At 69.8% G+C, this 26277-nt stretch carries 22 protein-coding genes; 9 read left to right on the plus strand and 13 right to left on the minus strand.

Translation table 11 applies throughout. From position 1 onward, the window contains the following. Positions 1 to 256 precede the first annotated feature (256 nt). The 3 genes from H0W40_RS04270 to msbA are packed head-to-tail and all read right to left on the minus strand — an operon-like array spanning position 257 to position 4285. Positions 257 to 1357, minus strand: coding sequence for a glycosyltransferase (locus H0W40_RS04270; RefSeq protein ID WP_292443593.1), 1101 nt, complete (start codon positions 1355 to 1357; stop codon positions 257 to 259). Further along, a complete protein-coding gene (locus tag H0W40_RS04275; protein ID WP_292443596.1) occupies positions 1354 to 2505 on the minus strand; it encodes a glycosyltransferase family 9 protein in 1152 nt (383 codons plus the stop codon). Before H0W40_RS04275 ends, H0W40_RS04270 begins: the two co-directional genes overlap by 4 nt. A 16-nt stretch (positions 2506 to 2521) precedes the next feature. Then, entirely contained in the window at positions 2522 to 4285 is a 1764-nt protein-coding gene (gene msbA / locus H0W40_RS04280; RefSeq protein WP_292443598.1) for a lipid A export permease/ATP-binding protein MsbA, read from the minus strand. 183 nt (positions 4286 to 4468) lie between these two features. On the opposite strand from msbA, the gene H0W40_RS04285 reads away from it, so the two are divergent. Next, complete coding sequence (locus tag H0W40_RS04285) at positions 4469 to 5494, plus strand: hypothetical protein (protein WP_292443601.1); 1026 nt, start codon at positions 4469 to 4471, stop codon at positions 5492 to 5494. Here the strand turns inward: H0W40_RS04285 and H0W40_RS04290 are convergent. After that, a complete protein-coding gene (locus H0W40_RS04290; protein ID WP_292443604.1) occupies positions 5479 to 6231 on the minus strand; it encodes a 2OG-Fe dioxygenase family protein in 753 nt (250 codons plus the stop codon). The two genes, H0W40_RS04285 and H0W40_RS04290, sit on opposite strands and share 16 nt — an antisense overlap. A gap of 67 nt (positions 6232 to 6298) precedes the next feature. Here H0W40_RS04290 and H0W40_RS04295 point away from each other — a divergent pair, with 67 nt between their 5' ends. The 6 genes from H0W40_RS04295 to H0W40_RS04320 all read left to right on the plus strand — a co-directional run bounded on the left by H0W40_RS04295 (position 6299) and on the right by H0W40_RS04320 (position 11607). Next, positions 6299 to 8167, plus strand: a complete 1869-nt coding sequence (locus H0W40_RS04295; protein WP_292443606.1) for an acyl-CoA synthetase — start codon at positions 6299 to 6301, stop codon at positions 8165 to 8167. A 133-nt stretch (positions 8168 to 8300) separates the two neighbouring features. Further along, positions 8301 to 9614: a sensor histidine kinase gene (locus H0W40_RS04300; RefSeq protein ID WP_292443609.1), complete on the plus strand. Its 1314-nt coding sequence runs from the start codon at positions 8301 to 8303 to the stop codon at positions 9612 to 9614. Beyond that, positions 9604 to 10092 (plus strand): Cys-tRNA(Pro) deacylase, encoded by a 489-nt coding sequence (ybaK, locus tag H0W40_RS04305; RefSeq protein WP_292443612.1) that lies wholly within the window; start codon positions 9604 to 9606, stop codon positions 10090 to 10092. Before H0W40_RS04300 ends, ybaK begins: the two co-directional genes overlap by 11 nt. An 87-nt stretch (positions 10093 to 10179) precedes the next feature. Continuing rightward, positions 10180 to 10827 (plus strand): glycerol-3-phosphate 1-O-acyltransferase PlsY, encoded by a 648-nt coding sequence (gene plsY / locus H0W40_RS04310; RefSeq protein WP_292443614.1) that lies wholly within the window; start codon positions 10180 to 10182, stop codon positions 10825 to 10827. Further along, positions 10824 to 11171, plus strand: a complete 348-nt coding sequence (locus H0W40_RS04315; RefSeq protein WP_292443616.1) for a RidA family protein — start codon at positions 10824 to 10826, stop codon at positions 11169 to 11171. The genes plsY and H0W40_RS04315 overlap by 4 nt, the downstream gene beginning before the upstream one ends. Positions 11172 to 11253: 82 nt before the next feature. Further along, positions 11254 to 11607, plus strand: coding sequence for a glutaredoxin family protein (locus tag H0W40_RS04320; protein WP_292443619.1), 354 nt, complete (start codon positions 11254 to 11256; stop codon positions 11605 to 11607). A 102-nt stretch (positions 11608 to 11709) separates the two neighbouring features. On the opposite strand, the gene H0W40_RS04325 is transcribed toward H0W40_RS04320, so the two are convergent. The 9 genes from H0W40_RS04325 to H0W40_RS04365 form a co-directional block, all read right to left on the minus strand. Next, positions 11710 to 12393 carry an aspartate/glutamate racemase family protein gene (locus tag H0W40_RS04325; protein ID WP_292443622.1) on the minus strand — a complete coding sequence of 228 codons (684 nt, stop codon included), beginning with the start codon at positions 12391 to 12393 and terminating at the stop codon, positions 11710 to 11712. 67 nt (positions 12394 to 12460) lie between these two features. Further along, positions 12461 to 15037 (minus strand): TRAP transporter permease, encoded by a 2577-nt coding sequence (locus H0W40_RS04330; protein ID WP_292443624.1) that lies wholly within the window; start codon positions 15035 to 15037, stop codon positions 12461 to 12463. Between the two features lie 232 nt (positions 15038 to 15269). Further along, positions 15270 to 16244 carry a TAXI family TRAP transporter solute-binding subunit gene (locus H0W40_RS04335; protein ID WP_292443627.1) on the minus strand — a complete coding sequence of 325 codons (975 nt, stop codon included), beginning with the start codon at positions 16242 to 16244 and terminating at the stop codon, positions 15270 to 15272. 66 nt (positions 16245 to 16310) lie between these two features. Beyond that, positions 16311 to 17681: an aspartate aminotransferase family protein gene (locus tag H0W40_RS04340; protein ID WP_292443629.1), complete on the minus strand. Its 1371-nt coding sequence runs from the start codon at positions 17679 to 17681 to the stop codon at positions 16311 to 16313. Between the two features lie 55 nt (positions 17682 to 17736). Next, on the minus strand, positions 17737 to 18360 hold the full coding sequence (locus H0W40_RS04345; protein ID WP_292443631.1) for an L-threonylcarbamoyladenylate synthase: 624 nt from the start codon (positions 18358 to 18360) through the stop codon (positions 17737 to 17739). Between the two features lie 83 nt (positions 18361 to 18443). Then, a complete protein-coding gene (locus tag H0W40_RS04350) occupies positions 18444 to 19310 on the minus strand; it encodes a 3',5'-nucleoside bisphosphate phosphatase (protein WP_292443634.1) in 867 nt (288 codons plus the stop codon). A 130-nt stretch (positions 19311 to 19440) separates the two neighbouring features. Next, on the minus strand, positions 19441 to 20574 hold the full coding sequence (locus H0W40_RS04355) for a PQQ-dependent sugar dehydrogenase (protein WP_292443637.1): 1134 nt from the start codon (positions 20572 to 20574) through the stop codon (positions 19441 to 19443). 70 nt (positions 20575 to 20644) lie between these two features. After that, positions 20645 to 22513 carry a single-stranded-DNA-specific exonuclease RecJ gene (recJ, locus tag H0W40_RS04360; protein WP_292443639.1) on the minus strand — a complete coding sequence of 623 codons (1869 nt, stop codon included), beginning with the start codon at positions 22511 to 22513 and terminating at the stop codon, positions 20645 to 20647. A gap of 18 nt (positions 22514 to 22531) precedes the next feature. Next, the gene (locus H0W40_RS04365; RefSeq protein ID WP_292443641.1) at positions 22532 to 23461 is read right to left on the minus strand and encodes a hypothetical protein; all 930 of its coding nucleotides are present in this window, start codon (positions 23459 to 23461) and stop codon (positions 22532 to 22534) included. A 169-nt stretch (positions 23462 to 23630) separates the two neighbouring features. Here H0W40_RS04365 and tal point away from each other — a divergent pair, with 169 nt between their 5' ends. After that, on the plus strand, positions 23631 to 24581 hold the full coding sequence (gene tal / locus H0W40_RS04370; protein ID WP_292443643.1) for a transaldolase: 951 nt from the start codon (positions 23631 to 23633) through the stop codon (positions 24579 to 24581). Continuing rightward, complete coding sequence (gene pgi, locus H0W40_RS04375; protein ID WP_292443644.1) at positions 24578 to 26248, plus strand: glucose-6-phosphate isomerase; 1671 nt, start codon at positions 24578 to 24580, stop codon at positions 26246 to 26248. The genes tal and pgi overlap by 4 nt, the downstream gene beginning before the upstream one ends. Positions 26249 to 26277: the final 29 nt, after the last annotated feature.

The raw sequence follows: 26277 nt of genomic DNA on the forward strand, positions 1-26277 counted from the left end.
GCGTTTCGAAGGCAGGCAAGGGCATGTCGCGCAGGGCCGCGTCGAGCCTCAGCAGCGTGGTGACGCGGTGGCCGCGCGCCAGCAGGCAGCGGATCACGGGCGAGAACTGCGGCAGGTAGTAGAGCTGTTCTGCGAAGAAGGCGATGTGCATGGGATGGCTTCGGCTTTGCTGGCTTGCGGGGCCCGTCGGGCGCATGAGGGAGCCTGTCGGGAGGAGCGGGACGCCGGGAGTTCCGCGGGTGAGCGAGTGCCGTGCTCAGCGCGGCGCACGAGCCGCGAGCACTGCACGGTAAACCTCGCGGTTGCCGTCCACCATGGCGTCGAGCGAAAACTCGCGCAGCGCCAGCTCCCGCCCGGCGGCGCCGTAGCGCTCGCGCAGTGCCTCGTCGCCGAGCAGCCGCACGAGGTGAGTCGCCAGCGCCGCAGCATCGCCCGGCTCGATCAACTCGCCGTTGAGACCCGGCCGAACGATCTCGGGAATGCCGCCGGCGCGCCCGGCGACGATCGGCAGCCCGCAGGCCGCAGCCTGCAGGAGTGCCACGCCCAGGCCCTCCATCTCGGCGGGGTGCACCATCACATCGACGCAGGGCAGCACGCGCTCGAGATCGCTGCGAAAGCCGGCAAACACCACGCGCTCGGCAAGCCCTGCCTGGTTCACGAGGCGGCGGACCGGCTCCAGCTCGGGCCCCTGGCCGAACAGCAATACCCGCGTGTGCGGGTGCGCCGTCAGCACCGAAGGCAGCGCTGCGAGCAGCGTGCGATGGCCCTTGCGGGCAATGAACTGCGCGGCCATGGCGAGCGTGAGTTCGTCGCCGGCCAGCCCGAATTCCGTGCGCAACCAGGCCCTGCCGGCGCGGCCCGGCCGATACCGTTTCGTATCGACCGCGCTGTGTACGCACACCACGCGCTCGGGCGGCACGCCCTCGGCCAGCAGCACTTCGCGGATGCCGTTGGAGATGGCGATCACGCGCGCATAGAGCCGGTACTTGCGCGATACCCACCAGCGCGGCTCCGGGTTATCGACGCGCCGGCTCAGCACTGCGGGCACAGCTTCGCGCCGCGCGGCGAGTCCGCCCCAAAGGTCGCTGCCGCGGCGGCTGTGCAGGTGCACGATGTCGGGCCGCTCGGCGCGGATCAGGCGGCGCAGCCGGCTCACCAGGCCGATATCGAGGTCGCCTTTCATGTCGATCTCGTGCACGCGCGCCGCATGCTGCCGGGCCGCCGCCGCGATGGCGCTGCCGCGGGGGCAGACGAGCACCGCTTCCTCGCCACGCGCCCTGAGCCCCTGGAGCAGAAAGACCACCTGCAAGGCACCGCCGTACAGGTGCATGCCGGCCTCGACGTGCAGCGTCTTCACAGCGGTGTCAGCCGGATGCTCACCGTGCCGGCCAGCACGCGCAGGGCGTCGTCGAACACGCGTTCGGCTTCGAAGGCGCGCATGCAGTCGAAGCGGCCGCCGCAGGTCGGGTGGCGGCGGCAGGGCGCGCAGGGCAGGTGCTCGTAGAGCACGACGCTGCGTGCCGAGCCGGTGTCGAGGTAGGGCCGGGTCGAGCCGAACAGGGCGACGCTCGGCACGCCGAGCGCCACCGCCATGTGCGTGAGGCCGGTGTCCACGCCGATCAGCACGGCGGCGTCGCCGATGGCGGCGACGCTTTCATCGAGCGGCAGCACGCCGGCCAGGTTGACGAGGCCCGGCACGCCAGCGGCGATACGCTCCGCGGCCTCGCGGTCGCTCGGGCCGCCCAGGAGGACCGGCCGCAGGCCGCTTTCCAGAAAGCGCTGCGCCAGTGCCTGCCAGCGGTCTTCGAACCAGTGTTTCTGAGGGCGGGTGGTGAAGGGGCAGAGCACGACGTAGCGGGCGGGCGAGGCCGCGGCCGGTGACGCCGCAGGGCCCGGCTCGGACGAGGCCGCCCGCAAGGCCGCCAGGGCGCTGTGTTCGCGGGCGGCCGCCCGCAGCTCGGCACCGGCGAGTTTGTCGCGGACCTTGCGCCGCGCCTCGTCGCCCACGGCGAGGTCGAGCCGAAACGCCTCGGCCGGCGCGCCGAGGTGCTTCGCGAGGTGCCGGTACTCCGCCCCGATCAGTCGCATGCCGACCTGGGCCGGCGGCACGACGCGCTCGGTGGCGAGGCGGTGGCTGCTCTCGCGGCCGATCAGCGAGAGCCGCCGCGGCGCGCCGCTCAGCCACGACCACAGGCCGCTCTTGAGCAGTCCCTGGGCGTCGAGCACAAGGTCGAAGCGCCGCTCGCGCAGCGTGGCGCGCAGCGCGGAAAAGTGCCGCCACAGTTCGATGAATCGCCGCTCTCGCCACAGCCGCTGCCATTCGCCGCGCGGCCAGACGATCACCTCGTCGAGCCGGGGGTTGTGGCTGAGCAGCGGTGCCGCCGCCGGCTCGACCAGCCAGGCGATGTGCGCCTGCGGCCACAGCGCGCGCAGCGCAGGGATCAGGCCCGAAGCCATCACCACGTCGCCCAGCGCCGACAGGCGGATCACCAGGATGCGCTGCATCTCGCGGTGCGTGCGCTCAACCGGCGGCGGCCGGCGCGTCAGCCTCGGCGAACTGCAGCCGGTGCAGGCGGCTGTAGATGCCGCCGCGCTCGACCAGTTCGGCGTGACTGCCGACCTCTGCGATGCGGCCCTGGTCCATGACGACGATGCGCTCGGCGTTGACGATGGTCGAGAGGCGGTGCGCGATCATGATCGTGGTGCGGCCTCGCTTGAGGTTTTCGATGGCCGCCTGCACCGCTCGCTCGCTTGCGGTGTCGAGCGCCGAGGTGGCCTCGTCGAGCAGCAGGATCGGCGCGTCCTTGAGCAGCGCGCGGGCGATGGCCAGGCGCTGACGCTGACCGCCGGAAAGGCGCGCACCGTTCTCGCCGACCTGGGTGTGCAGGCCCTGCGGCAGATCGCGGATGAACTCCATGGCGTGCGCCGCCTCGGCGGCATCGGCGATCTGCGCGTCGCTCACCTCCCGCTCGGCGCCGTAGGCGATATTGGCGGCGATGGTGTCGTTGAACAGCACGGTGTGCTGCGTCACCAGCGCGATGTTCGCGCGCAGGTCGGCGAGACGGAGCTCGCGCACGTCGATGCCGTCGAGCAGCACGCGGCCGCCGTCGGGCACGTAAAAGCGCGGGATCAGCGCCATCAGCGAGGTCTTGCCGCTGCCCGAAGCGCCCACGAGGGCGAGCGTTTCACCAGGCCGGATGTCGAGGTTCACGCCGTGCAGCGCGTCGCGCTCGGCCTGCGGATAGCGCAGGCTCACGTCCTCGAAGCGCACGGCGCCCTGAGCCCGCTCGATGCGCCGCGTGCCGGTGTCGGGCTCGACCGTCGCATCGAGCAGCTCGAACACGCTGTCGGCCGCGGCCAGGCCGCGCTGCAGCACTTCGTTGACGTTGGACAGGCGCTTGAGCGGCGCCAGCAGCAGCGCCATCGCGCCGAAGAAGGACACGAAGCCGCCCACGGTGAGCTGGTTCTGGCGCGACTGCAGCGCGGCGTAATAGATGATGGCGGCCAGCGCCAGCACCGCGATGCCCTGCACCACCGGCCCGTTGGCCGCGGCAGTGGCGGTCACCTTCATGGCGTAGCGGCGCAACTGGTGCACGACCTTGAAGAAACGCCCGGCCTCGTAGCTTGCGCCTCCGAACACCTTGATCTCGCGGTGCGCCCGGATCGCTTCGTTGATCACGTGCACCATCGAGGCCTGCGTCTTCTGCTGTTCGCGCGACAGGCCGCGCAGCCGCCGGCTCGCCGCGCGGATCACCCAGGCGATCAGCGGCAGCACGGTGAAGAACACCAGCGAGAGCCGCCAGTTCTGATAGAGCATGTAGCCCAGCAGCCCCAGCACCGTGAGGCTGTCGCGCACCACCGTGACGAGCGCGGTGGTGATGATCGGCGTGACCTGCGAGGTGTTGTAGGTGAGCTTGGAGACCAGCGAGGCGCCGGTGTGGGTGTCGAAGTGGTGGGTCGGCAGCGTGAGCAGCTTGCCGAACAGGTCGGTGCGCAGATCGGCCAGCACCTTCTGCGCGACGCTGGCGAGCGCCACGCTGTGGCCGAAATCGGCCAGGCCGCGCACCAGAAACAGCAGCACGATGAGAACCGGCATCAGGTGGATGGCGCTCGGGTCCTTCTCGACGAAGCTGCCGTCGAGCAGTTCCTTGAGCAGCGCCGGCAGCGCCGTCTCCGTGGCGGCATAGACCACCATCGCCACTACACCCAGCGCGAAGGTGCGCCAGTACGGGCGAACGCGGCGCAGCAGCCGGCGGTAGAGATGGGTGCGAGGCGGGGCGGTCATGCGGTGAGTCGAGGCGGTTCGGGGATTGTCCACGCTTGGCATCGGACCACTGGCGGCACGATTCGTCCGTGGGAGCGAGAACGGCTGCCCGTGCGCGCTTTCAGCCACGGGTGACAATCGTCTCCGTCTCGGGTAGGGGAGAGTCGCTTGCCACAAAAGTTCTGGCGGAAACTGAAGCGCTCTTTGAGCAAACCGTGGCGACACAAGCTGGCTTCGATCAGCCAGGGCCTTCGGCGCCTGCTGGCGCCCGCTCGTACGCGCATAGAGTGGTGCCTGCCGTGGAGACGCCCGCAAGCGGCGAGCGATATCGCCATGCGCGTGTGCGTCACGCTGACGTCGTACCCGCCGCGCTTTCCGACCCTCGCGCTCACACTGAAGACCTTGTTGAACCAGTCGACGCGGGCGGACGAGGTCGTGCTGTGGTTGTATGCACCGCATGCCGCCCTGCTGCCGCGCTCGGTCACATGCCTGCAAGCCCGCGGTTTGCGCATCGCCTTGTGCGACGACGACTGGCGGGTGTACAAGAAAGCGATACCTGCCCTGATGAGCGATCCGGCTGCCGTTTGGGTGACAGCCGATGACGATGTCTGCTATCCGCGCGACTGGCTGGCCTCGTTGCTGGCGGGCCACCGTGCCCACCCTTCGGCCGTCATCTGCCAGCGGGCTCACCTCGTGCAGTTCGATGAGGCGGGACGGCCGCGGCGCTACCACGTCTGGCCCAAGCAGACCGAGCGCACCGGGCCGGATGCGCCGCTCTTCTTCACCGGCATCGGCGGGGTGCTCTACCCCCCCGGCTGCTTGCATTCCGACGCGACTGACGACGCGCGGTTCTTGTGCTTGAGCCCTGATGCGGACGATATCTGGCTCAACTGGATGGTACGGATGCAGGGAACGCCGATCGTTCGCGTGGGCGCTACCTCGGAGCCTGTGACTTGGCTCGGCAGCCAGAAGGCGTCCTTGTTCAAGAGCAACGCCCGCGGGTCGGGCAACGACGAGTGCATCGCCCGCATGGGTGCCGCCTACGGCTTTGCCTGCCTGCATGTGGCGGTCGACCCGTGCCGACAGGCCGAGCCGCTGCACCTACCGGATCAGCGGCTGTTGCAGGGCGGCGGCTCATGGGAAGAGGCGCTGTCCGAAGACGCGGCGGCGTTTCGAGACGGCGTTGCGAAGCTGTCGCCTGCGGCCCTCGGGGCTCAGACCGGCGCCTGAAAGCCCCCGGACCGATAAGTCAGCACGAGCGTGTCGCGCCAGCCCTTGGTGAGGGGATCGAGCGGCTGGATGGGTGTGCTCTCGTGGACCACGCGGGGGTCGTCGAGCAGCAGTGCGGTCCAGGGTTCTTCGAGCGTGAAGCGCACGCCCTGCGGGCCTTGCGCCTCGAAGACGCGCGTCTCGCCACCGAGCACGCCGCGCCGGCCGGCGAACACCACGGCGACGAAATCGACGCCGTCGCGGTGGGCACCTTCGGGGGTGGGCCGGCCCAGGCCATCGGAGGTGTCGATGCGGAAGGTGTGTGCCTCGATGTACCAGCGCCCGCCGGACGGCGCGCGCACCTTCGCGAACACGGCGCCCAGGCCGAGCAGCAGGGCGCCCCAGGCCGGCTCGCTGGGCAGTTGCGCGTCGAGCGGCTCGAACCAGCGCTCCATGCCGCCGTGCAGGGCGTTGTAGGTGGTCGGTTGCCAGTGGGCGCGGTGCTCCGTCGGCTGCAGCGCCGCCGTCTCCAGGGTCTGGACGAAGCAGCCGTGGCGGCGGAAGCGGTAGCGCCCGCCGTCCTTGAGGTACTGGTCGGGCGGCAGGTGCTGCCAGTAGCGTTCGAGCGCGTCGAAGGCTTCGAGCGGTTGCCGGGTGAGCCGCGTCATCGCTGCCGGGTTCATCACGCAAAAGCCTTGCGTTCGCAGTCGTTCCTGCGCCGTGGCGGGGTCGAGCGGCAGTTGTAGATCGACGTGCATGGCGGGCTGTCTTCGGACCGGCGGCGAGCCTAGCATGCACATTCGTTCGATTCGATCGAGTACAGCCATGACCGAAACCACCGCCGCCGCAACCGCCGCCGATCACCATGAAGACCTGCACCGCAGGTTTCGCTGGCAGGTGCCGCCGTTGTTCAATCTGGCCGAGGCCTGCTGCGGCCGCTGGGCGCGCGACGCCGCCACGCGCGAGCGCACTGCCATCGTCCACGAGGCCGAGGACGGCCGTATCGCACGTGTCAGCTATGCCGAACTGCAGGCCGAGGCCAACCGTCTTGCGCACGCCCTCGAACGCGCGGGCCTGCAGCGCGGCGATCGCGTCGCGCTGGTGCTGCCGCAGCGGCCCGAGACGGCGATAGCGCACATTGCGATCCAGCAGGTCGGCGCGGTGGCCATGCCGCTGTCGATGTTGTTCGGACCCGAGGCGCTGGAGTACCGGCTGCACGACAGCGCCGCACGGCTCGCGATCGTCGATGCGGGCGCGCTCGCGAATCTTCGAGCGGCGCGGCCGGCCTGCCCGCAACTGGTGGCGGTGCTGGTGGTCGGCGGCGATCCAGGAGCCGCGGCGGAGCCGGGTGAAGTCGGCTGGCAGGCCGCGCTGCAGCGCGAGTCCCCGGTCCATGCCGCCGTGACCACGCAGGCCGGCGATGGCGCCATCCTCATCTACACCAGCGGCACCACCGGCCCGCCGAAGGGCGCGCTCCTTCCGCAAAGAGCGCTGCTCGGCAATCTGCCCGGCTTCGTCTGCAGCCAGAACGGTTTCGACGGTGCGTGGCGCGAGCTGTGGCCGGGCTTGAATTGGCTCTCCCCCGCGAGGGGGAGCGGGAAGGGGGCGGGCCCATTGCAGGGCCAAGGGCCCGGCGGCCAAGGCCAGGACACGCAAAGCGTGTTCTGGTCGCCGGCCGACTGGGCATGGACGGGCGGGCTGATGGACGCGCTGCTGCCCACGCTCTACTTCGGCCGCACCGTCGTCGGCACGCAAGGCCGCTTCGACCCGCTGCGCGCCTTCGAGCTGATGCAGCGCCACGGGGTCACCCACAGCTTCCTGTTCCCGACCGCGCTCAAGGCCATGATGAAAGCCGCGCCGGCCCCGCGCGAGCGATATGCCCTGCAGTTGCGCGCCCTCATGAGCGCCGGCGAGGCGGTGGGCGACGCGGTGTTCGCCTGGGTCCGGCAGGCGCTCGGCCTCACCGTCAACGAGATGTTCGGCCAGACCGAGATCAACTACATCGTCGGCAACTGCGCCGGCGGCCTCACCGTCGAGAACGGCGCGAGCGGCGAGGGCCAGCCCGGCTGGCCGGCGCGCGCCGGCAGCATGGGTCGCGCCTATCCCGGCCACCGCATCGCGGTGATCGACGACGCCGGCGAGGAAGTGCCGCGCGGCACGCCGGGCGACGTGGCCCTGCACCGGCGCGACGTGCACGGCGAGCGCGACCCGATCTTCTTTCTCGGCTACTGGAACAACGATGCCGCCACCCGCGCCAAGTTCACTGGCGACGCCGACGATTCCTGGTGCCGCACGGGCGACACCGCCAGCATGGACGCCGACGGCTACCTCTGGTACCTGGGCCGCAGCGACGACGTGTTCAAGGTGGCCGGCTACCGCATCGGCCCGAGCGAGATCGAGAACTGCCTGGTCAAGCACCCGGCCGTGGCCAACGCCGCCGTTGTGCCCAAGCCCGATGCCGAGCGCGGCGCACTGGTCAAGGCCTACGTGGTGCTCGCGAGCGGCGTGCAGGGCGACGCCGCGCTCGTCGAAGCGCTGCAGCAACACGTGCGCGGCCGGCTCGCCCCCTATGAATACCCCAAGGAAATCGAGTTCATCGACGCCCTGCCGATGACCACCACCGGCAAGCTGCAGCGGCGCGTGCTGCGGCTGCAGGAGGAAGTCCGGGCGCGCGCGGCGGCGGGGCAGGGGTAGAGCCACCGCGTGGCGGCAACTTGCCCGACAACGACTGTGGGCTTTGCCGCCGGCAGCCCCGGCACGGGAGAATGCACACCCCCCACGAAGCCCCGCCTTCCCTTGGACGGGCTTGCCGACTCCTGGAGACACGATGGACCGCCTCGATCCCCTGCACGAAGGGCTCGCTGCGCTGGCGCAGCACCTGGCCGATCGGCGTGAAACGATCCTGCGCGCGTGGCGCACAGCAGTGCGTGGCGATCCCGCGCTGAAGACGGGTGCGGCACTGCCCCTGTCTCAACTGCACGACCACATCCCCGGCCTTCTCGATTCTTTCGAGCAGGCTCTGCGCGCCCGACCGGGCGAGGAGCGCGCCGCGTCCAGGGCGGACCAGGTGGAGGACGCCGCAGCGCACGGTCTGCACCGCTGGCACCAGGGCTACGACCTGCGGGAGGTGACGTGCGAGCTGGGGCGTCTGCACTTGTGCCTGGTCGATGAGCTGGCGGGGTTCGAGCGGGCTCGTCCCGAGTTGCCGCGGGAAGTCGTGTTCGCAGCCCGCCGCCGACTGGCCGAGCTGTTCAACGACGGCGTGAGCGAAAGCACGGCCGAGTACTTCGCGCTGCAGCAGGTCGAGGCCACGGGGCACGTGAAGGATCTGGAGCGCGCGCTGGAACAGGTGCGTGATCTCGAGCTGCAGCGCGGCGAGCTGTGGCGCCAGGCCGCGCACGACCTGCGCGGCAACCTCGGCGTGGTGTCGAACGCAACCACGGTGCTCCGCCGCGGGGATCTCGAGAGCCCGCTTCGCGACAAGTTCCTGCGCCTGTTGACACGAAACGTCTCCTCGCTGCATGCCTTGCTCGACGACGTGCTCGACTTCGCGCGGCTGCAGGCCGGACAGGAACATCGGCAGGTCCAGCCCTTCGACGCCGCGGCGCTGCTGCGCGAACTGTGCGAAGACCACCAGCCGCTCGCCACCGAGCGCGGCCTGGCCCTGAACGGTGATGGGCCGCAGCCCTGGGTGGTGGAGGGCGACGCGGTGAAAGTCAGGCGCGTGGCCCAGAACCTCATGTTGAACGCGCTGAAGTACACCGTGACGGGGGGCGTCTCCGTGCGCTGGGGCGAGAGCGCCGCGGACGACGGGCGCCGCTGGGTGCTGACCATAGAAGACACAGGCCCCGGTTTCCACGCCGGGCCGGGCGCGCCGCTGGCGGGTGCGATGGAGCAGGCAACGGCGGAAGCGAAGCTGCTGGACGACGACGCAGACGGCGACCGGCACGGCAGCGCGCAAGACGCTGGCCGCGAGCTTGCGCGAGACGACCGCCCCGTTCACCAGCAAGCCGGCGAGGGCGTCGGTCTGTCCATCGTCAAGCGGCTGTGCGAACTGCTCGACGCGACCATCGAGCTCGAGACGACGCCGACGGCGGGGACGACGTTCCGGGTGCTGTTTCCGCGCCGGTATGAGAACTGAGGTCGACGGCCGTGCGGGGACGCCCGCGACCGTCTTTCTCAAGCATGCGAAGCTCTCCTTCACCGAGCATTCCTACGACTACGTGGAGCGTGGCGGGACGGCCGAGTCGGCGCGCCAGCTTGGCGTCGACGAGCATGCCGTCGTCAAGACGCTCGTGATGCAGGACGAGAACGCCCGCCCGCTGATCGTGCTGATGCACGGCGACCGGCAGGTCGGCCTGAAGGCGCTGGCGCGCGAGATCGACTGCAAGCGCGTGGCGCCTTGCGAGCCCGAGGCGGCGCAGCGCCACAGCGGCTATCTCGTCGGCGGCACTTCGCCGTTCGGCACGAAGAAGGCCATACCGGTGTTCGTGGAAGCGAGCGTGATGGAGCTGCAGCTGATCTACATCAACGGTGGGCGCCGCGGCTTTCTGGTCGGCGTCGAGCCGCGTGCCGCACTGGCGCTCGTGAATGCACGATCAGTGCATTGCGCGCAGTGATGTCGCTCGGCCAGCCCGGGCCGGCCCTCACCCCAACCCTCTCCCAGAGGGAAAGGGAGCAAGCCTGCCGCCGGGCAAAATAGCCGAATGCCTTCCCTGTATTCCGCGCTCGCCGTTCTGGCCGCCTACCTGATCGGCTCGCTGTCGTTCGGCGTGATCGTGAGCCGCAGCTTCGGTCTGCCGGACCCGCGCAGCTACGGCTCGGGCAACCCCGGGGCCACCAACGTGCTGCGTTCGGGCAAGAAGGCCGCCGCCATCCTGACGCTCGTGCTGGACGCCGCCAAGGGCGCGGTGCCGGTGTGGGCCGTGCAGCAGTTCGGCGCAGGCTATGGCCTGGGGCAGGGCACGGTGGCGCTGGTTGGCCTCGCGGCCTTCGTTGGCCACTTGTGGCCGGTGTTCTTCGGCTTCAAGGGCGGCAAGGGGGTGGCCACGGCGGCAGGGGTGCTGCTGGCCTTCAACCCGTTTCTCGCGCTGGCCACGCTGGCCAGTTTCGCGATCATCCTGTTCTTCTTTCGCTACGTGTCGCTGGCGTCGATCGTCGCCGCAGCGTTCGCGCCTTTCTATCAGTTGCTCATCTGGCGGCCGGGCCCGCTGGCCGCGGTCATCGTGGTGATGAGCGTGTTGCTGATCTGGCGGCACAGCGCCAACATTCAAAAACTGCTGGCCGGCACCGAACGCAAGTTCGGCGAGAAAACCAAAGCCGCCGGCCACACTTCTGCCAAAGGACGCTCATGACGATTGAACGCTTCGATGTCGGCACCCGCTTGTCCGAGATGGCGGTGCACAACGGCACCGTCTATCTGGCCGGACAGGTCGCCGCCGACGGCAGCCAGGACATTCGCGGGCAGACCGCGCAGGTGCTCGACTCGATCGACGCACTGCTCGAGCGTGCCGGCAGCGACAAGGGCAAGCTGCTCCGTGTGCAGATCTTCATCGCCGACCTGAGCGACTTCCCAGCCCTCAACGAGGTGTACGAGAAGTGGCTGCCGGCCGGCGCGGCGCCGCCGCGAGCCACGGTGCAGGCGGCGCTCGCCAAGCCGGAGTGGAAGGTCGAGCTGGTGGTGACTGCGGCGGTGTGAAAAGGGGGCCCCGAGGAACCATATCGTCCCGATCGGCTCGCACGATGGCCCCACCCGTCTTGCGGGGCAGAAAGTGAATCGAATGCGCACTTCCGCACGCTCGTTGATCGGCCTCGTGGCGCTCGTCGCTGGCACGGCGCTGGTCAACGCCGGCTGGGGGGAGTGGCAGGCGCGGCGGCTGGGCGCCGAGGTGGCCGAGTCGGCGCGGGCCGGCGACATCGAGATGCTCTCCTCGGTGTCCTGTGCCTACTGCAACTGGGCGCGCGCCTGGTTCAGCGAGCACCGCGTACCGTTCCGCGAATGCTTCATCGAGCGCGACGCGGACTGCGCCGCCCGCTTCGCCGCACTGCAGGGCTTCGGCACGCCGCTGTTGATGGTGCGGGGCGAGCGGCAGGTCGGCTTCAACCCGGCGCGGGTGGCCGAGGCGCTGCGATAGAGACAGGGCTTCTGCGGCCCATGGGGTACGGCCGGCCGCACGGCATGAACAGGCCTTGCCTCGCGGCTCAATGCGGACCGGAGGGCATGGCGCCCTCGCGAGTCACATTGGCGACGTCGCGAGTCGCTCGCGCAGTGCCGCGACGGCGCTGTCCACCGTGGTGAGCACCGCAGGGCCGCCCGCGCCGAGTGCCTGACGCGCAGCCGGAGCGGCCCGCGCCATGCTGAACTGCGCGAAGGCGATCACGGCGCAGCCCTCGGCCTGAAGCGAAAGCGCTGCCGCGCGCACCGCCGCGTCATGCGCCGCAAAGTCGCCGGCGTTCAGAGCCGCCATCGCGTCTTCGACGAGGCGGGTGCGCAGCTCGACCCCGGCGCCGAATTCCGCCGGCATCGACTCCAGGGTCGGCGCGAAGCTGGCGATCAGACCGAGTCGCTGGCCGGGCACGAGGCGGCGCAGCGCCTCGGCCACCATCGCCTCGTTGGGCTTGAGCACCGGCACGTGCGGCCAGCGCCGCGCCACCGCCTCGATGCACGGCCCGAAAGCCGAGCAGGTGAACAGGAGGCCCTGTGCGCCGCAGCCGATCGCATAGGCGGCCAGCTGCTCGAAGCGCTCGTGCATGCGCGCATCGAGCCCGTTGCCGCCGCGGGCCAGGTCGGCCGAGAGGCTGTCGTCGAGCAGGTTCATGCGCACGCATTGCGGCCAATCACGCTCGAAGGCGGCATTCACAGGCGCCAGCGAATGCCCCAGTGCGTGGATCAGGGCTACACGGGGTGCGGTCGGTGTCATGGATTCTTCCTGGCGCTACTGCCGTTTCGGTGGGTCGTGATTTCGCCCAGGCCGACCCGCAAAGGGCTCACGCCGGTGCCAGCCGTGGTGCTGGCAGTCGCCGGCCTTGTGCCCACCACACCAGCGCTGCAAGCGCCAGTGCCGGCAGATAGAACCAGTGCGGGCTGGGTCGGTCGGTCGGCTGCTGTACGGCCGAAACGTCCCAGCCCTGCTGGAAGCCGGACTTGCTTGCGCGCGAGCCGAACTTCACGGCGCCAACCTGAAGCTGGTCGCCCAGCGGCAAGAGCTGCAGCCCGGCATCGGTGAGACGCTGCCGAGCGGACGCCCCGGCGCCCAGGTTGACGGCCACCGTCTTGGTGATGTCGTCGCCCTCGATCGTCGTGCCTTCGATGATCAGCGCCAGGCGCGCACCCGGCGGCAGGGTGTCGACGACCGCGTACACCTGCGCGGCCGGCAGCAGACGGTGCGCCGGCGTAAGCCGGTCCATGAAGTAGTCGGGCCTGAACAGCAGCACCACTGCGACGACGAGCAAGGCCGTTTCCCACCAGTGGCTCTTCACGCGGAACCAGTTCATCGTGACGGCCGTGAACAGCAGCATGGCCACGGTGCAGGCGAGCACCACGCGCATCAGCTCGAAGCCGCCGTGCACGTCGATCAGCAGAAGCTGCGGATTGAAGATCCAGATGAAGGGCAGGATGACGGTGCGCAGCGCATAGACCGCGCCCTGCACGCCGGTGGCAATGGCGTCCTCCCCCGAGATGGCGGAGGCCGCGAAGGTCGCCAACCCCACCGGGGGCGTGATGTCGCCCATGATTCCGTAATAGAAGACGAACAGGTGCACGGCAATGAGCGGAATGACCAGGCCTGAGCGCGCGCCCAGCTCGACCACGACCGGCGCCATCAGCGTGGCCACCAGCACGTAGTTTGCGGTGGTCGGCACGCCCAGGCCGAGCACCAGGCAGACGAAGGCGACGAACAGCAGCATGACGATCACGTCGCCTTGCGACACGAACTCGACGAACTCCGTCATGCGCAGGCCCAGGCCGGTAAGCGTGATGCCGCCGACGATGATGCCGGCGGTGGCCGTGGCCACGCCGATGCCGATCATGTTGCGCGAACCGCCTTCCAGGCCGTCGATCACGGCACGCACGCCGGACAGCCAATGGCCGGCCGCAGATCGCCCGCGCAGGAGCTCGATCAGCGGGCGTTGCGTGAGCATGAGGGCGATCAGCACCGTGATGGCCCAGAAGGCGGCCAGCGAGGGCGACATCTGCTCGACCATCAGACACCAGATGAGGGTGCCGATCGGCATGAGGTAGTGCAGGCCGGCGCGCACCGTGGGCCAGGTGTCGAGGGCGCGCGGGTTGTCGATGTCGATGTCGTCCGGCAGGTCGGGGCTGCGCGCGGCCTGCTGCACGGACACGAAGTACAGCGCCAGCACCGCCGCACCGGTGGCCCACGGCGCCGCGGCGCCGAGCCAGGCGTCCAGGCCGGTGAACAGGTAGTACAGCAGCGCGATCACGATTGCGCTGCCCGACAGGCCGAGCCCGAAGCGCAGCATCGAATCGCGCCAGGAGCGCGGCGCGCGCTCGATGATCGGCTGCATGCCGAGCTTGAGCGCCTCGAGGTGCACGATGTAGAGCAAGCCGATGTAGGCCAGCACGGCCGGCAGCAGCGCGTGCTTGACGACCTCGCTGTAGGAAATGCCGACGTACTCGACCATCAGGAAGGCGGCCGCGCCCATGACCGGCGGCATGATCTGGCCGTTGACCGACGACATGGTCTCGATCGCGCCGGCCTTCACGCCGCCGTAGCCGGCCTTCTTCATGAGCGGGATGGTGAAGATGCCGCCCGAAACCACGTTGGAGACCGAGGAGCCCGAGATCATGCCGTTGAGCGCCGAGGAGATCACGGCCACCTTGGCCGGCCCGCCGCGCAAATGGCCGAGCATCGCGAAGCTCACCTGCATCATGTAGTTGCCGCCGCCGGCGCGGTCGAGCAGGGTGCCGAACAGCACGTACACGAAGATGGTGCCGGCCGACACGCCCAGCGCGATGCCGTAGACGCCCTCGGTGGTCAGCCACATGTGCGAGAGCAGCCGGCTGAGCGAGGCGCCGCGGTGCGATAGCAGGTCGGGCATGAGCGGCCCGGCCATGCTGTAGAAGATGAACAGCGCCGCCAGCACCGACATCGGCCAGCCGACCGCGCGGCGCGTGGCTTCTAGCAGCAGCACCAGGCCGACGCTGGCCACCACGATGTCCATGGTGGTGGGCAGGCCGGGCCGTGTGGCGAGTTCGCCGTAGAACAGCAGGAAGTAGCCGCCGGCGAAGGCGCCGGCCAGGGCCAGCACCACGTCGGTGACCGGCACCCGGTCGCGCGGCGAGCGCTTGAAGGCGGGCCAGGCCAGGAAGGCCAGGCCGAGCGCGAAGGCCAGGTGCAGCGAGCGCGCCTCGGTGTCGTTGAGGATGCCGATGCCGAAGGTGAAAGGCAGGGGCGACGCGTACCACAACTGGAACAGCGCCCATGACAGCGCCAGCGCGAAGATCACATGGCGGGCCGGGCCATCGCACTTGCGCGCGCCGGTGTCGGTGGAAGCAACGAGATCCTGCAGCGCCTCGGGCGCCTTCTCGATGTCGGTGGCCATGGCGCTCCGTCCGCGTTGATCGTTATTGCCTCTTCCTTGAGGCAGGGCCAGGTCTTTGTTCCCTCTCCTTCTGGGAGAGGGTTAGGGTGAGGGCCGGCCCGTCTTTCGCAGCGTCGCGATGTTCGAGAGGCCGCGCTGGCCCTCACCCCAACCCTCTCCCAGAGGGAGAGGGAGCAATGCGTTCAGTCCTTCTCCCGCCGTTCTCGACGGGAGAGGAAGTAACGGCTTTGTCTTACTTCATCCAGCCCTTTTCCTTGTAGTACTTCACCGCACCCTCATGCAGCGGTGCCGACAGGCCGTCTTTGATCATGTTCTCGGGCTTCAGGTTGGCCAGCGCCGGGTGCAGTTTCTTGAACTCGTCGAAGTTCTCGAACACCGCGCGCACCACCTGATAGACCGTCTCGGCCGGCGCCTTGTCCGAGGTCACCACGGTGGCGAGGACACCGTAGGTGTCGGTTGCCTGGGGGTTGTTGGGGTACAGGCCGCCGGGGATGGTGGCCTTGGCGTAGAAGGGCTTGTCGGCCACGAGCTTGTCGACCGCCGATCCGGTCAGCGAGACCAGTTGCGCGCCGCAGGTGGTGGTCGGGTCCTGGATGTTGGCCGACGGGTGGCCCACGGCGTAGAAGAAACCGTCGATCTTGCTGTCGCACAGGGCGGGGCCGTGTTCGTCGGCCTTGAGTTCCGAGGCGAGCGAGAAGTCGCTGAGCTTCATGCCCATTGCGGCGATCATCTCCTCCAGCGAGGCGCGCGTGCCCGAGCCGGGGTTGCCGACGTTGAAGCGCTTGCCCTTGAAATCGGCGAAGTTCTTGATGCCGGATCCCTTGCCCGCCACCACCGTGAAGGGCTCCGGGTGGACCGAGAACATGGCGCGCTGGCCGGCCCAGGCGCCCGCGTCCTTGAACTGGCCTTCGCCCTTGGTGGCGTTGTATTGCACGTCGGACTGCGCGAAGCCGATGTCGAGCTCGCCGCCCTTGATGGTGTTGATGTTGAACACCGAGCCGCCGGTCGATTCGACCGAGCAGCGGATGTTGTGCTTGGCGCGGTCCTTGTTGACCAGCCGGCAGATGGCGCCGCCGGCCGCGTAGTAGACGCCGGTCACACCGCCGGTACCGACGGTGACGAACTTCTGCTGCGCGGCGGCGGGCAGGCTGCCCAGGGTGGCGGCGAGGCCGGCGGCGAAGACGAAGGCGAGTCTGGCTTTGATCATGGAATGGCTCCAGGGGTAAAGAGTCGGCAGGACGAGGCGGCGCGAGTGGCGCCGCCTCGAGAAGTTTCAGTCAAGAGCAGGCAGTGAGGCAATCGCATCGTCGATCGCGCCGTGCAACTGCTCGGCAATGAAGTCGAGGTGCGCATCGTCCACGATGAAAGGCGGTGCCAGCAATACATGTTCACCCTGTTGACCATCGACCGTGCCGCCCATCGGATAAACCAGCAGCCCGCGCGCCATGGCGGCGGTCTTGATGCGTGCATGCAAGCGCCGGGCCGGCTCGAAAGCCCGCTTGCTCGCCCGGTCGCGCACCAGCTCCACGCCCCAGAACAGGCCCCGGCCACGGATGTCGCCCACGTGCGGGTGATCGCCGAGCCGCTCGCGCAGGCGCTGCTCCAGCGCCGCGCCCTGTTGCCGCACCCGCTCGAGCAGGCCGTCGCGTTCGATCACCTGCTGCACCGCCAGGGCGGCGGCGCAGGCCACCGGATGGCCGAGGTAGGTATGGCCATGCTGGAAGAAGCCGCTGCCGGCCGACATCGCCTCGACGATGCGCCGCTGCACCAGCACGGCGCCGATGGGCTGGTAGCCGCCGCCCAGGCCCTTGGCGATGGTCATCAGGTCGGGCGCCACGCCTTCGGCTTCGCAAGCGTGCAGGGTGCCGGTGCGGCCCATGCCGCACATCACCTCGTCCAGGATCAGCAGCACGCCGTGGCGGTCGCACACTTCGCGCACCGCCTTGAAGTAGCCCGGCACGGGCGTCAGCACGCCGGCGGTGGCGCCGCCGACCGTCTCCGCCACGAACGCGATCACGCGCTGCGGGCTCAGGGACCGGATCGTGTCGTCGAGTTCGCGCGCGAGCCGCAGCCCGTAGGCCTCGGGGCTTTCGTCCTCGCGCTGCTCGCGGTAGGGATAGCAGGGCGACACGTGCGTGGCCGGCACGAGGAGGGGCGCGAAGGGCGCGCGCCGCCAGGCGTTGCCGCCGACGGCCAGCGCGCCGAGCGTGTTGCCGTGGTAGCTCTGGCGGCGGGCGATGAACTGCGTGCGCTCGGGCTGGCCGATCTCGACGAAATACTGGCGCGCCATCTTCAGCGCCGCCTCCACCGCCTCCGAGCCGCCGCTCACGAAGTACGCGTGGCTGATCCCGGCCGGCGCGGTGCCGACCAGCTGCCCGGCAAGCTGCTCGGCCGCCTCGGTCGTGAAGAAGCTGGTGTGGGCATAGGCGATGCGGTCGATCTGCGCGTGCATTGCGGCCAGTACGTCGGGATGGGCATGGCCGAGGCACGACACGGCAGCGCCGCCGGAAGCGTCGAGGTAGCGCCGGCCGGCTGCATCGGTGATGAACACGCCCTGCGCGGATACCGCCACCGAAGGTGTGTGATGCAGGTGCCGGTGCAATACCGGGCCGCTGGCCGGACGAGGCGGGTGGGATTCGCTCATTGCCGTCTCCTTGGCCTGCGCCGCGCCGGGCCGCGTTTTGATACGTCAGTCGCCTTCACAACCCCAGCGCGGCCGGCGCCCCGCGGCCCAGCCGCACCAGCACCGCTGCTTCGCCGCTCAGGTCGACCACCGTCGTCGGCTGCATGGTGCATGCGCCCGCATCGACGATGGCGTGCAACTGCTTCTCGAAGCGCTCGCGGATCTGCTGGGGATCGTTCAGCGGCTCGGTTTCGCCGGGCGGGATGAAGGTGGTGGCGAGCAGCGGCTCGCCGAAAGCCTCGAGCAGCGCCTGTGTCACCGCATGGTCCGGCACGCGCAGGCCGATGGTGCGGCGCGACGGGTGCGACACGCGCCGCGGCACTTCCTTGGTCGCTCCCAAGATGAAGGTGAAGGGCCCCGGCGTGGCCAGCTTGAGCAGCCGGTACTGCCGGTTGTCCACCCGTGCGTAGCCGGCCAGCTCGCTCAGGTCGCGGCACAGCAGGGTGAGGTGGTGCTTGTCGTCGACCCCACGGATGCGCCGCATCTTCTCGGCTGCCGTCTTGTCGTCCAGATGGCAGACCAGCGCATAGCTGGAGTCGGTGGGAATCGCCGCGATGCCGCCGCCGTGCAGGATCTGCGCAGCCTGCTTGAGCAGGCGCGGCTGCGGGTTCTCGGGGTGGACCTCGAAGTACTGGGCCATGGCCGATTGTCGGCCGGGTCGCGCGTCAACGCAGTCGCTGGAAACGAGTGCCCGTCCGCAGCGATACCTCGCCCGGAACTGCCTCAGGCGCGCTGTACCCGCGCCTCGATCGCTTCCCACACCGGCGCGAGCTTGCCCGGCAGCCAGGGCAGGGCGCCGAGATCGGTGCGGCTTTCGTCGGGGTCGTGGAAGTCGCTGCCGCGCGAGGCAAGCAGGTCGAACTCGATCGCCATGTCGGCGTACTTGGCGTACTCGGCCGGCGTGTGGCTGCCCGTCACGACTTCCACCGCGCGGCCGCCATGCGCGATGAACTCGGTGAACAGCGCGTACTCCTCGGTGGGAGTGAACTTGTAGCGGCCGGGGTGGGCAATGACCGCGGCGCCGCCGGCTGCCGTGATCCAGCGCACCGCGTCGCCCAGGCTGGCCCAGCGATGAGCCACGAAGCCCGGCTTGCCCTCGGTGAGGAACTTGCGGAACACTTCGTGCGTGTCGTGGCAGTGGCCCGTTTCGACCAGGAAGCGAGCGAAGTGCGTGCGAGAGATCAGCTCGGGGTTGCTTACGTAGCACAGGGCGCCTTCGTAGGCACCCTCGATGCCCACTCGCGCCAACCCCGCGGCAATGTCGCGTGCGCGCTGCTCGCGCCCGCCACGCGTGGCGGCGAGGCCAGCCACGAACTCCGGGTCATCGACGTCGAAGCCGAGGCCGACGATGTGCACCGTGGTGCCGGCGAAGCTCACGGACACCTCCACGCCGCTCAGCCATGGCAGCCCGAGAGCGAGCGCGGCGTCGCGGGCGCGCTGCTGGCCGGCGATCTCGTCGTGGTCGGTCAGCGCCCACAACTCCACGCCATTGACCTTGGCGCGCGCGGCCAAGGCCTCGGGAGCAAGCGTGCCGTCGGACACCAGCGAATGGCAATGAAGATCGGCGTTGAGAACGGTTGTGGCAGTCACTCGCCGATTCTAGAGAGGACCCCAAGGGCGCTCGGGCAGCAGGGCCGTGCGTATTGCGTTCGCACAGGCACAGGGGCACACAGGCACACAGCTACAGGGCACAGGGGCGGCAGACGGGCGCAGGTGTGCCTCAGCTTCCGGGCTCGATGCGCAGCAATTCGCCGTCGTCGGTCAGCAGATACAAGTGCCCGTCGGGGCCTTGGCGCACATCGCGCACGCGCGCACCGGCGTCGTGGCGGTGCTCGCGCGCGACCTTGTCGCCGTCGAGTTCGAGCCGCACGAGCTGGCCGAACTTGAGCGAGCCGACCAGCGCCTGGCCTTTCCATGCCGCATGCCGATCGCTGGTCACGAAGGCCAGGCCGCTCGGTGCGATCGAAGGCACCCAGCGAGTGATCGGTGCGACGATGCCCTCTCGCGCCGTGCCTTCGCCGATCTTCGTGCCGGTGCCGTATTCGCGGCCGTAGGTGATGACCGGCCAGCCGTGGTTTTGGCCTTTCTGCGGGATGTTGAGCTCGTCGCCGCCTTGCGGGCCGTGCTCGTCGGCCCACAGCGCGCTGGTCGCCGGATGCAGCGCTGCGCCCTGCACGTTGCGGTGCCCGTAGCTCCATATCTCTGGTAGCGCCCCGGCCGTCCCGACGAAGGGGTTGTCGGGGGGCACGCCGCCGTCGTCGGTGATGCGCACGATCTTGCCGTGGTGGTTGTCAAGCGTTTGCGCGTCGTTGCGGCGGCTGCCGCGGTCGCCGAGCGTGATGAAGAGCCGCCCGTCGCGATCGAACACCAGGCGCGAGCCGAAGTGCATGTTGCTCGCCACCTTGGGTACCTGGCGGAACACCACCTTCACGTCGCGCAAGGCGCCGGCCGCCGCGTCGAGCCGGCCGCGCGCGACCGCCGTGCTGTTGCCTGAGCCGCTGGGCGCGGCTTCGCTGAAGCTCCAGTAGACGAGCTGGTTGTCTTTGAAGTCGGGGTGCAGGGTGACATCGAGCAGGCCGCCCTGACCGCGCGCCACGACGGGCGGCACGCCCTTTAGCGGCGCGGACAGCTTGCCGTCGGTGCCGACGATGCGCATCGTTCCCGGCTTTTCCGTGACGAGCATGCGGCCCGTCTTTTCGAAGTCCGGCAGGAAGGCCAAGGACCATGGGTTGTCGAGGCCCTCGGCGAGGACGGTCGTGCGCAGCGGCGGCGCGGCGGGCTGCGCGAAGGCGGCGAAGGCGGTGGCGAGCGCGAGCGTGGCGGCGAGGCGAGGGAGCAGGCGGGTGGAGTGCATCAGGCCACTGTAGGGGCGATGCCAAACGCCTGTGCGGCGTCGGGCTGCGTAATGTTCGGGCAGGCAACCGTCAGTCGCCCATCGCCTCCACCACCATCTGCACCCGCTCGCGCCCCTGGTAACTGTCAACGCACAGCCGGTACGCCAGCCGCACCCGCTCCCCGACCGGCTCGGCATGGCCGAACCAGATGGCCTCGCGGAGCTGACCCTGATGGCGAAGCGTGAGCTTGAGGTGTTTTTCGCCGACGAGCCGCTGCGACACCACCTCCACCTCGTCGCAGAACACCGGCGCCTCAAAGGCTTGGCCCCAGACCTCGCGGTCCATTGCGTGCACCGTCTCCGCCGCAAACCACTGCGCGTCGAGCGGGCCGTCGGTGGCCAGGCGCCGGGCCAGCGTGGCGGGCGAGAGCCAATCCTGCGCGACCTTGGCCAGCGCCTGCTCGAAGATGGCGAAGTCTTCCGCAGCCACCGTCGCGCCCGCCGCCATGGCATGGCCGCCAAACTTGCGCAGCACGCCGGGGTGCCGCTTGCTTACCAGATCGAGCGCGTCGCGCAGATGAAATCCGGCGATCGAGCGGCCCGACCCCTTGAGCAGCCCGTCCTGCCCGCGCGCGAACACGAAGGCGGGCCGGTGCAGCCGGTCCTTCAGCCGTGAGGCGACGATGCCGACCACGCCTTCGTGGAACTCGGCGTCGTAGATCGCCAGTGCCGGCGGCGCCATGCCGTCTTCGGGCAGCAGCGCTTCCACCATCGCCTCGGCCTGCTCACGCATGCCGGTCTCGACCTCGCGACGCTCGCGGTTGATGGCGTCGAGCTGTTGCGCCAGTTCGCCCGCGCGGGCCACGTCGTCGGTGAGCAGGCATTCGATGCCCAGCGTCATGTTCTCCATGCGGCCGGCGGCGTTCAGGCGCGGGCCGAGCGCGAAGCCGAAGTCGAAGCCGCTGGCGCGCGCCGGCTCGCGGCCGGCCGCGGCAAAAAGCGCTGCCACGCCCGGCTGCATGCGGCCGGCGCGGATGCGCTTGAGGCCCTGCGCGACGAGACGGCGGTTGTTGGCGTCGAGCTTGACCACGTCGGCCACGGTGCCGAGCGCAACGAGGTCGAGCAGCGTGTCGAGCCGGGGCTGAGCGGGGGCGCCGTTCGGTTGCGCCGCGCCGGCGGACGCGCAAGGCGGTTTGCCGCTCGCGTCGCCGGGGTCTGCCGACCGGGCCGATGTCGCCTCGCCGGGCATCGGAGTCGATCCCTCGCTTGCACCGTCGCCGTAGGCGCCACGAGCACGCAACTCGGCGCGCGTGGCGAGCAGCACGTAGAACATCACGCCCACGCCCGCCAGCGACTTGCTCGCGAAACCGCAGCCCGGCTGGTTCGGGTTGACGATCACGTCGGCCGCCGGCAACGCGATCGCATCGCCTTGCGGGCCCGACACGAGCGCGGGCAGGTGATGGTCGGTGACCAGCACCGTCAAGCCGCGCGCCTTGGCATGCGCCACGCCTTCGAAGCTGGCGATGCCGTTGTCCACGGTGACCAGCAGGTTCGGGGCGGCCCCGTTGGCGAACGCCTCGAACGCGAGATCGACGATGGCCGGCGTGAGCCCGTAGCCGTGCACCTTGCGGTCGGGCACCACATAGGCCAGCGTGCCGGGCGCGGCGCCGAGCAGGGCCAGGCCGCGCAGCGCGACGGCGCAGGCCGTTGCGCCGTCGCAGTCGTAGTCGGCCACCACCACGATGCGGCTGCGTGCGGCCAGCGCGTCGGCGAGCAGATACGCGGCCTCGGCGGCGCCGCGCAGTTCGCCGGGCGGGATCAGCCGCGCGAGCGAGGCATCGAGTTCGTCGAAGCTGCGGATGCCGCGCGCGGCATACAGACGTGCCAGCAGCGGGTGCACGCCGGCCTGTTCGAGCGACCAGGCGGTGCGGGGGGGGACGTCGCGGACGATGAGTTGCATGAGCGTGTGGGCCGGGTATCAGAGTTCGGCCAGCATCGCCGCCGGCTCCTTGCGCTGCCAGCGACCGCGCAATGCGGCGAGCAGGCTGCGCGGCTCGCGCGCGAAGCTCTGCGCATGGCGCTCCCCGCACACGGTGAGCGTGAGCGGCTCGCCGCGCTGCGCTGCCGCCAGCGCCTCGCGCAGCGGGCCGCCGTCGAGCGCGCGCCACGCTGCGGTCCAGGCCGCCCAGTCCTCCGCGAGGGCCGGCGCACGCAGCGAATCGAGCACCGTGGGTGCGGCATGGTGCGCGGGCTGGCGCAGGCCGCAGCCGCTCAGCCACACGGTGTTGAGCGTGGCCAGGCCGCGCGCCTCGCGCTCGTCGTTGAGCGGGTGGGTGTAGAGCAGCATCTGCACCTCGTTCTGCAGCCGCTTGACGAGCCGCGCGGCCGGATGCTCCGGCATCCACAGGTCGGGGTTGCGGCCGATCACGCGGTCGAGCGAGGCGGTGGGCAGGGCGGTGAGCGATTCGTGCGCCACGTACCAGCGCGTCGGCGCGCCCCAGGCGGCCAGCCAGCCGAGGCTTTCGAACTGGCCGCGCACGGCTTCGAAGAAGGCGCGCGACTCGGCGGCGTCCAGCTCGAGGGCCTCCGGGTCGCCCATGGTGAGGTGATCGCGGCCGACCTGCCAGTGCACGGGGCTGAGAAGGCCCCACGCCAGTTCGCCCGTGTCGAGCCCGTCGGCTGCCGCGGCCTGCGCGGCCCACGGGAGGGCGCCGTCGGCCCCGGCCCAGCCGAGCGCGCGGGCGAGCACGCGTTCATGCGGTGGAGAGAGCTGGTATTCGTCGCCGGTGTCGCGCTCGCCCGGAGTGAGGAGCGCGAGGAGCGAGGCGAGATGAGGCAGCGTCAGCGCGCCGAGTGCCTGGCGCCCGGGGTCGGACAGCGCGCAGGCGAAGGGGATGACCAAGTGCATCGGCGCAGATTATCGGCGGCGCTTTTCCGCGGCAGCCGCCATCCGGGTGTGCAAAGGCTCAGGGCGAAAAGCCGGGCGTGGTTAGCAGGGTCACGCGCCGCACCGTGCGCACTTCGGCCTGCGGTTTACCATGCCAGCATGCCCCGCGGCGCAACTGTCCACGTGCTTCATGCCCAGCCAACTCGACCAGCTCAAGGCCTACACCGCAGTCGCCTGCGACACCGGTGATTTCCGGCAGCTGGCCGCCTTCGCGCCGCGCGACGCCACGACCAACCCCTCGCTGATCGTGCGGGCCATCGACCAGCCTGCTTACGCACCGCTGCTGGCCCAGACGGTTGCGGCGCATCGCGGCCAGCCGCTCGACGCCGTGGTGGACCGAGTGCTGGTGCGATTCGGTTGCGAAATTCTCGGCATCGTTCCCGGCCGCGTTTCCACCGAGGTGGATGCCCGGCTCAGCTTCGACGCCGCCGCGACCATCGCGCGTGCGCAGCGCATCATGGCGCTGTACGCCTCCGAAGGCGTGGCCAGCGAACGCGTGCTGATCAAGGTGGCCGCCACCTGGGAAGGCATTCAGGCCGCCAAGGCGCTCGAACACCATGGCATTCGCTGCAACCTCACGCTGGTTTTTTCCTTCTGCCAGGCCGTGGCCTGCGGCGAGGCGGGCGTGCAACTGGTTTCGCCCTTCGTCGGCCGCATCTACGACTGGCACAAGAAGGCAGCCGGCGACGCGTGGAACGAGGCGGCCAACGCCGGGGTCAACGACCCGGGCGTTCGTTCGGTGGCGCAGATCTGGCGTTACTTCAAGAAGTTCGGCATCGAGACGGAGGTCATGGGTGCGAGCTTTCGAAATGTCGGGCAGATCCTCGCGCTGGCCGGCTGCGATTTGCTGACCATCAGCCCCGAACTGCTGGCGGCGCTGCAGGCCAGCCATGCCCCGGTCGAGCGTGCGCTCGACCCGGACCAGGCGCGCGGCTGCGACGCCAAGGCGCTGAGCTACAACGAGCCGAGCTTTCGCCATGCGCTCAACGAGGACGCCATGGCGACCGAGAAGCTCAGCGAGGGCATCCGCGCCTTCGGTGCCGATTCGGCCCGGCTCGACGCAATGGTGAAAGCGCTGTGATTCACGCCGCCGGCTCTTCAGGACCGGCCGCGCCTCCGCGCGGTGACCGCACCGCGGCGTGGGCTGCGTTGCAATCGCACTTCGAGGCGCACGGCCGCCGTTTCGATCTGCGCGACGCCTTTGCCGCTGACGCGCAGCGCTTCGAGCGTTTCAGTCTGGAGGCGCCGCACGTCTTTGCCGATCTGTCGAAGAACCGGCTCGACGACACCGCGCTGGCACTGCTGCTGCAACTCGCGCGAGAAACCGGTGTGGAGGCGCACCGCGACGCGATGTTCGCCGGCGCGCCGATCAACGCCACCGAAGGCCGTGCCGTCCTGCACACGGCGCTGCGCGCTCCGCGGGGCAAGGCGCCGTTCAGCGACGAGGTGCACGAGACGCTGGACGCCATGCTGGCTTACGCCGACGAGGTGCGCGACCCGGCCCGCAGCGCGATCCGCGACGTGGTCAACATCGGCATTGGGGGCTCCGACCTCGGTCCGCAGATGGCGGTGCCGGCGCTCGCCGCTTACTGCCAACCGGGCTTGCGCCTGCATTTCGTCGCCAACGTCGATGGCCACGATCTGGCGCGGCTGCTGACCACGTTGGAGCCGGAGCGCACGCTCTTCGTCGTCGCCTCCAAGACCTTCACCACCCAGGAAACGCTGGCCAACGCGCAGACGGCCAAGACCTGGTTCCTCGAGCGAATGGGCGAGAGCGGAGTGGCGGCGTTGCGGCGGCATTTCGTCGCGACCACCACCAACGTCAGCGCGGCGGCGGCCTTCGGCATCGAGACCACCTTCGGTTTCTGGGACTGGGTGGGAGGGCGCTACTCGCTGTGGAGCGCGATCGGCTTGCCGATCGCCATCGCGCTGGGCTCCGTGCACTTTCGCGCGCTGCTGGCCGGCGCGCACGCGATGGATCGCCATTTCGCCGAGGCGCCCCTGCACCGCAACCTGCCGGTGCTGCTGGGCCTGCTGGATGTGTGGAACCGCAACTTCCACGGCTTTTCCAGCCGCAGCGTGGCGCCCTATCACCAGGGGCTGGCGCGCCTGCCGGCCTATCTGCAGCAGCTGGAGATGGAGAGCAACGGCAAGTGCGTGGACATCGACGGCGAGCCGCTGGTCCATGCGAGCAGCCCGGTGGTCTGGGGCGAGCCCGGCACCAACGGGCAGCACGCCTATTTCCAGATGCTGCACCAGGGCACCGACGTGATCCCGGTCGAGTTCATCGCCGTGCGCGAGACCAGCCATGCCCTGCTCGATGTGCCGCCGACCGTGCGAGCCGTGCTCGACGCTCAGCACGTCAAGCTGCTCGCCAACTGCTTGGCACAGTCGCAGGCGCTCATGCAGGGCCAGAGCTTCGAGCAGGCACTCGGCTCGAAGGCGCCGACCGCCTCGCAGACGCTCGCGCCCGAAGTGATCGCCCGTCACCGCAGCTTTCCCGGCAATCGGCCGAGCACGACGCTGCTGCTCGAGCGGCTCGATCCCGCGGGCCTGGGTGCGCTGATCGCGCTCTACGAGCACCGCGTGTTCACGAGCGGCGCCGTGTGGGGCATCAACAGCTTCGACCAGTGGGGCGTCGAACTCGGCAAGGCCTTGTGCAATGCACTGCTGCCGCGCTTCGAGAGCGGCGACGACGCAGGGCTCGATGCTTCGACCGCGGGGCTGCTCGCAAGACTGCGCCGTTGACGGCTTCGCTAGCGGGAGGCGTCGGCCGG

It is taken from the genome of Methylibium sp. (assembly GCF_013817345.1).
Taxonomy (GTDB): domain Bacteria; phylum Pseudomonadota; class Gammaproteobacteria; order Burkholderiales; family Burkholderiaceae_C; genus Methylibium.

Coding starts and splice junctions, on each gene's coding strand:
- H0W40_RS04335 (WP_292443627.1), bottom strand. CDS start 16,244: ATGATCAAAGCCAGACTCGCCTTCGTCTTCGCCGCCGGCCTCGCCGCC.
- H0W40_RS04315 (WP_292443616.1), top strand. CDS start 10,824: ATGACGATTGAACGCTTCGATGTCGGCACCCGCTTGTCCGAGATGGCG.
- H0W40_RS04295 (WP_292443606.1), top strand. CDS start 6,299: ATGACCGAAACCACCGCCGCCGCAACCGCCGCCGATCACCATGAAGAC.
- H0W40_RS04325 (WP_292443622.1), bottom strand. CDS start 12,393: ATGACACCGACCGCACCCCGTGTAGCCCTGATCCACGCACTGGGGCAT.
- H0W40_RS04345 (WP_292443631.1), bottom strand. CDS start 18,360: ATGGCCCAGTACTTCGAGGTCCACCCCGAGAACCCGCAGCCGCGCCTG.
- tal (WP_292443643.1), top strand. CDS start 23,631: ATGCCCAGCCAACTCGACCAGCTCAAGGCCTACACCGCAGTCGCCTGC.
- H0W40_RS04275 (WP_292443596.1), bottom strand. CDS start 2,505: ATGCAGCGCATCCTGGTGATCCGCCTGTCGGCGCTGGGCGACGTGGTG.
- H0W40_RS04300 (WP_292443609.1), top strand. CDS start 8,301: ATGGACCGCCTCGATCCCCTGCACGAAGGGCTCGCTGCGCTGGCGCAG.
- H0W40_RS04290 (WP_292443604.1), bottom strand. CDS start 6,231: ATGCACGTCGATCTACAACTGCCGCTCGACCCCGCCACGGCGCAGGAA.
- H0W40_RS04355 (WP_292443637.1), bottom strand. CDS start 20,574: ATGCACTCCACCCGCCTGCTCCCTCGCCTCGCCGCCACGCTCGCGCTC.
- H0W40_RS04340 (WP_292443629.1), bottom strand. CDS start 17,681: ATGAGCGAATCCCACCCGCCTCGTCCGGCCAGCGGCCCGGTATTGCAC.
- ybaK (WP_292443612.1), top strand. CDS start 9,604: ATGAGAACTGAGGTCGACGGCCGTGCGGGGACGCCCGCGACCGTCTTT.
- plsY (WP_292443614.1), top strand. CDS start 10,180: ATGCCTTCCCTGTATTCCGCGCTCGCCGTTCTGGCCGCCTACCTGATC.
- H0W40_RS04365 (WP_292443641.1), bottom strand. CDS start 23,461: ATGCACTTGGTCATCCCCTTCGCCTGCGCGCTGTCCGACCCCGGGCGC.
- recJ (WP_292443639.1), bottom strand. CDS start 22,513: ATGCAACTCATCGTCCGCGACGTCCCCCCCCGCACCGCCTGGTCGCTC.
- msbA (WP_292443598.1), bottom strand. CDS start 4,285: ATGACCGCCCCGCCTCGCACCCATCTCTACCGCCGGCTGCTGCGCCGC.
- H0W40_RS04320 (WP_292443619.1), top strand. CDS start 11,254: ATGCGCACTTCCGCACGCTCGTTGATCGGCCTCGTGGCGCTCGTCGCT.
- H0W40_RS04330 (WP_292443624.1), bottom strand. CDS start 15,037: ATGGCCACCGACATCGAGAAGGCGCCCGAGGCGCTGCAGGATCTCGTT.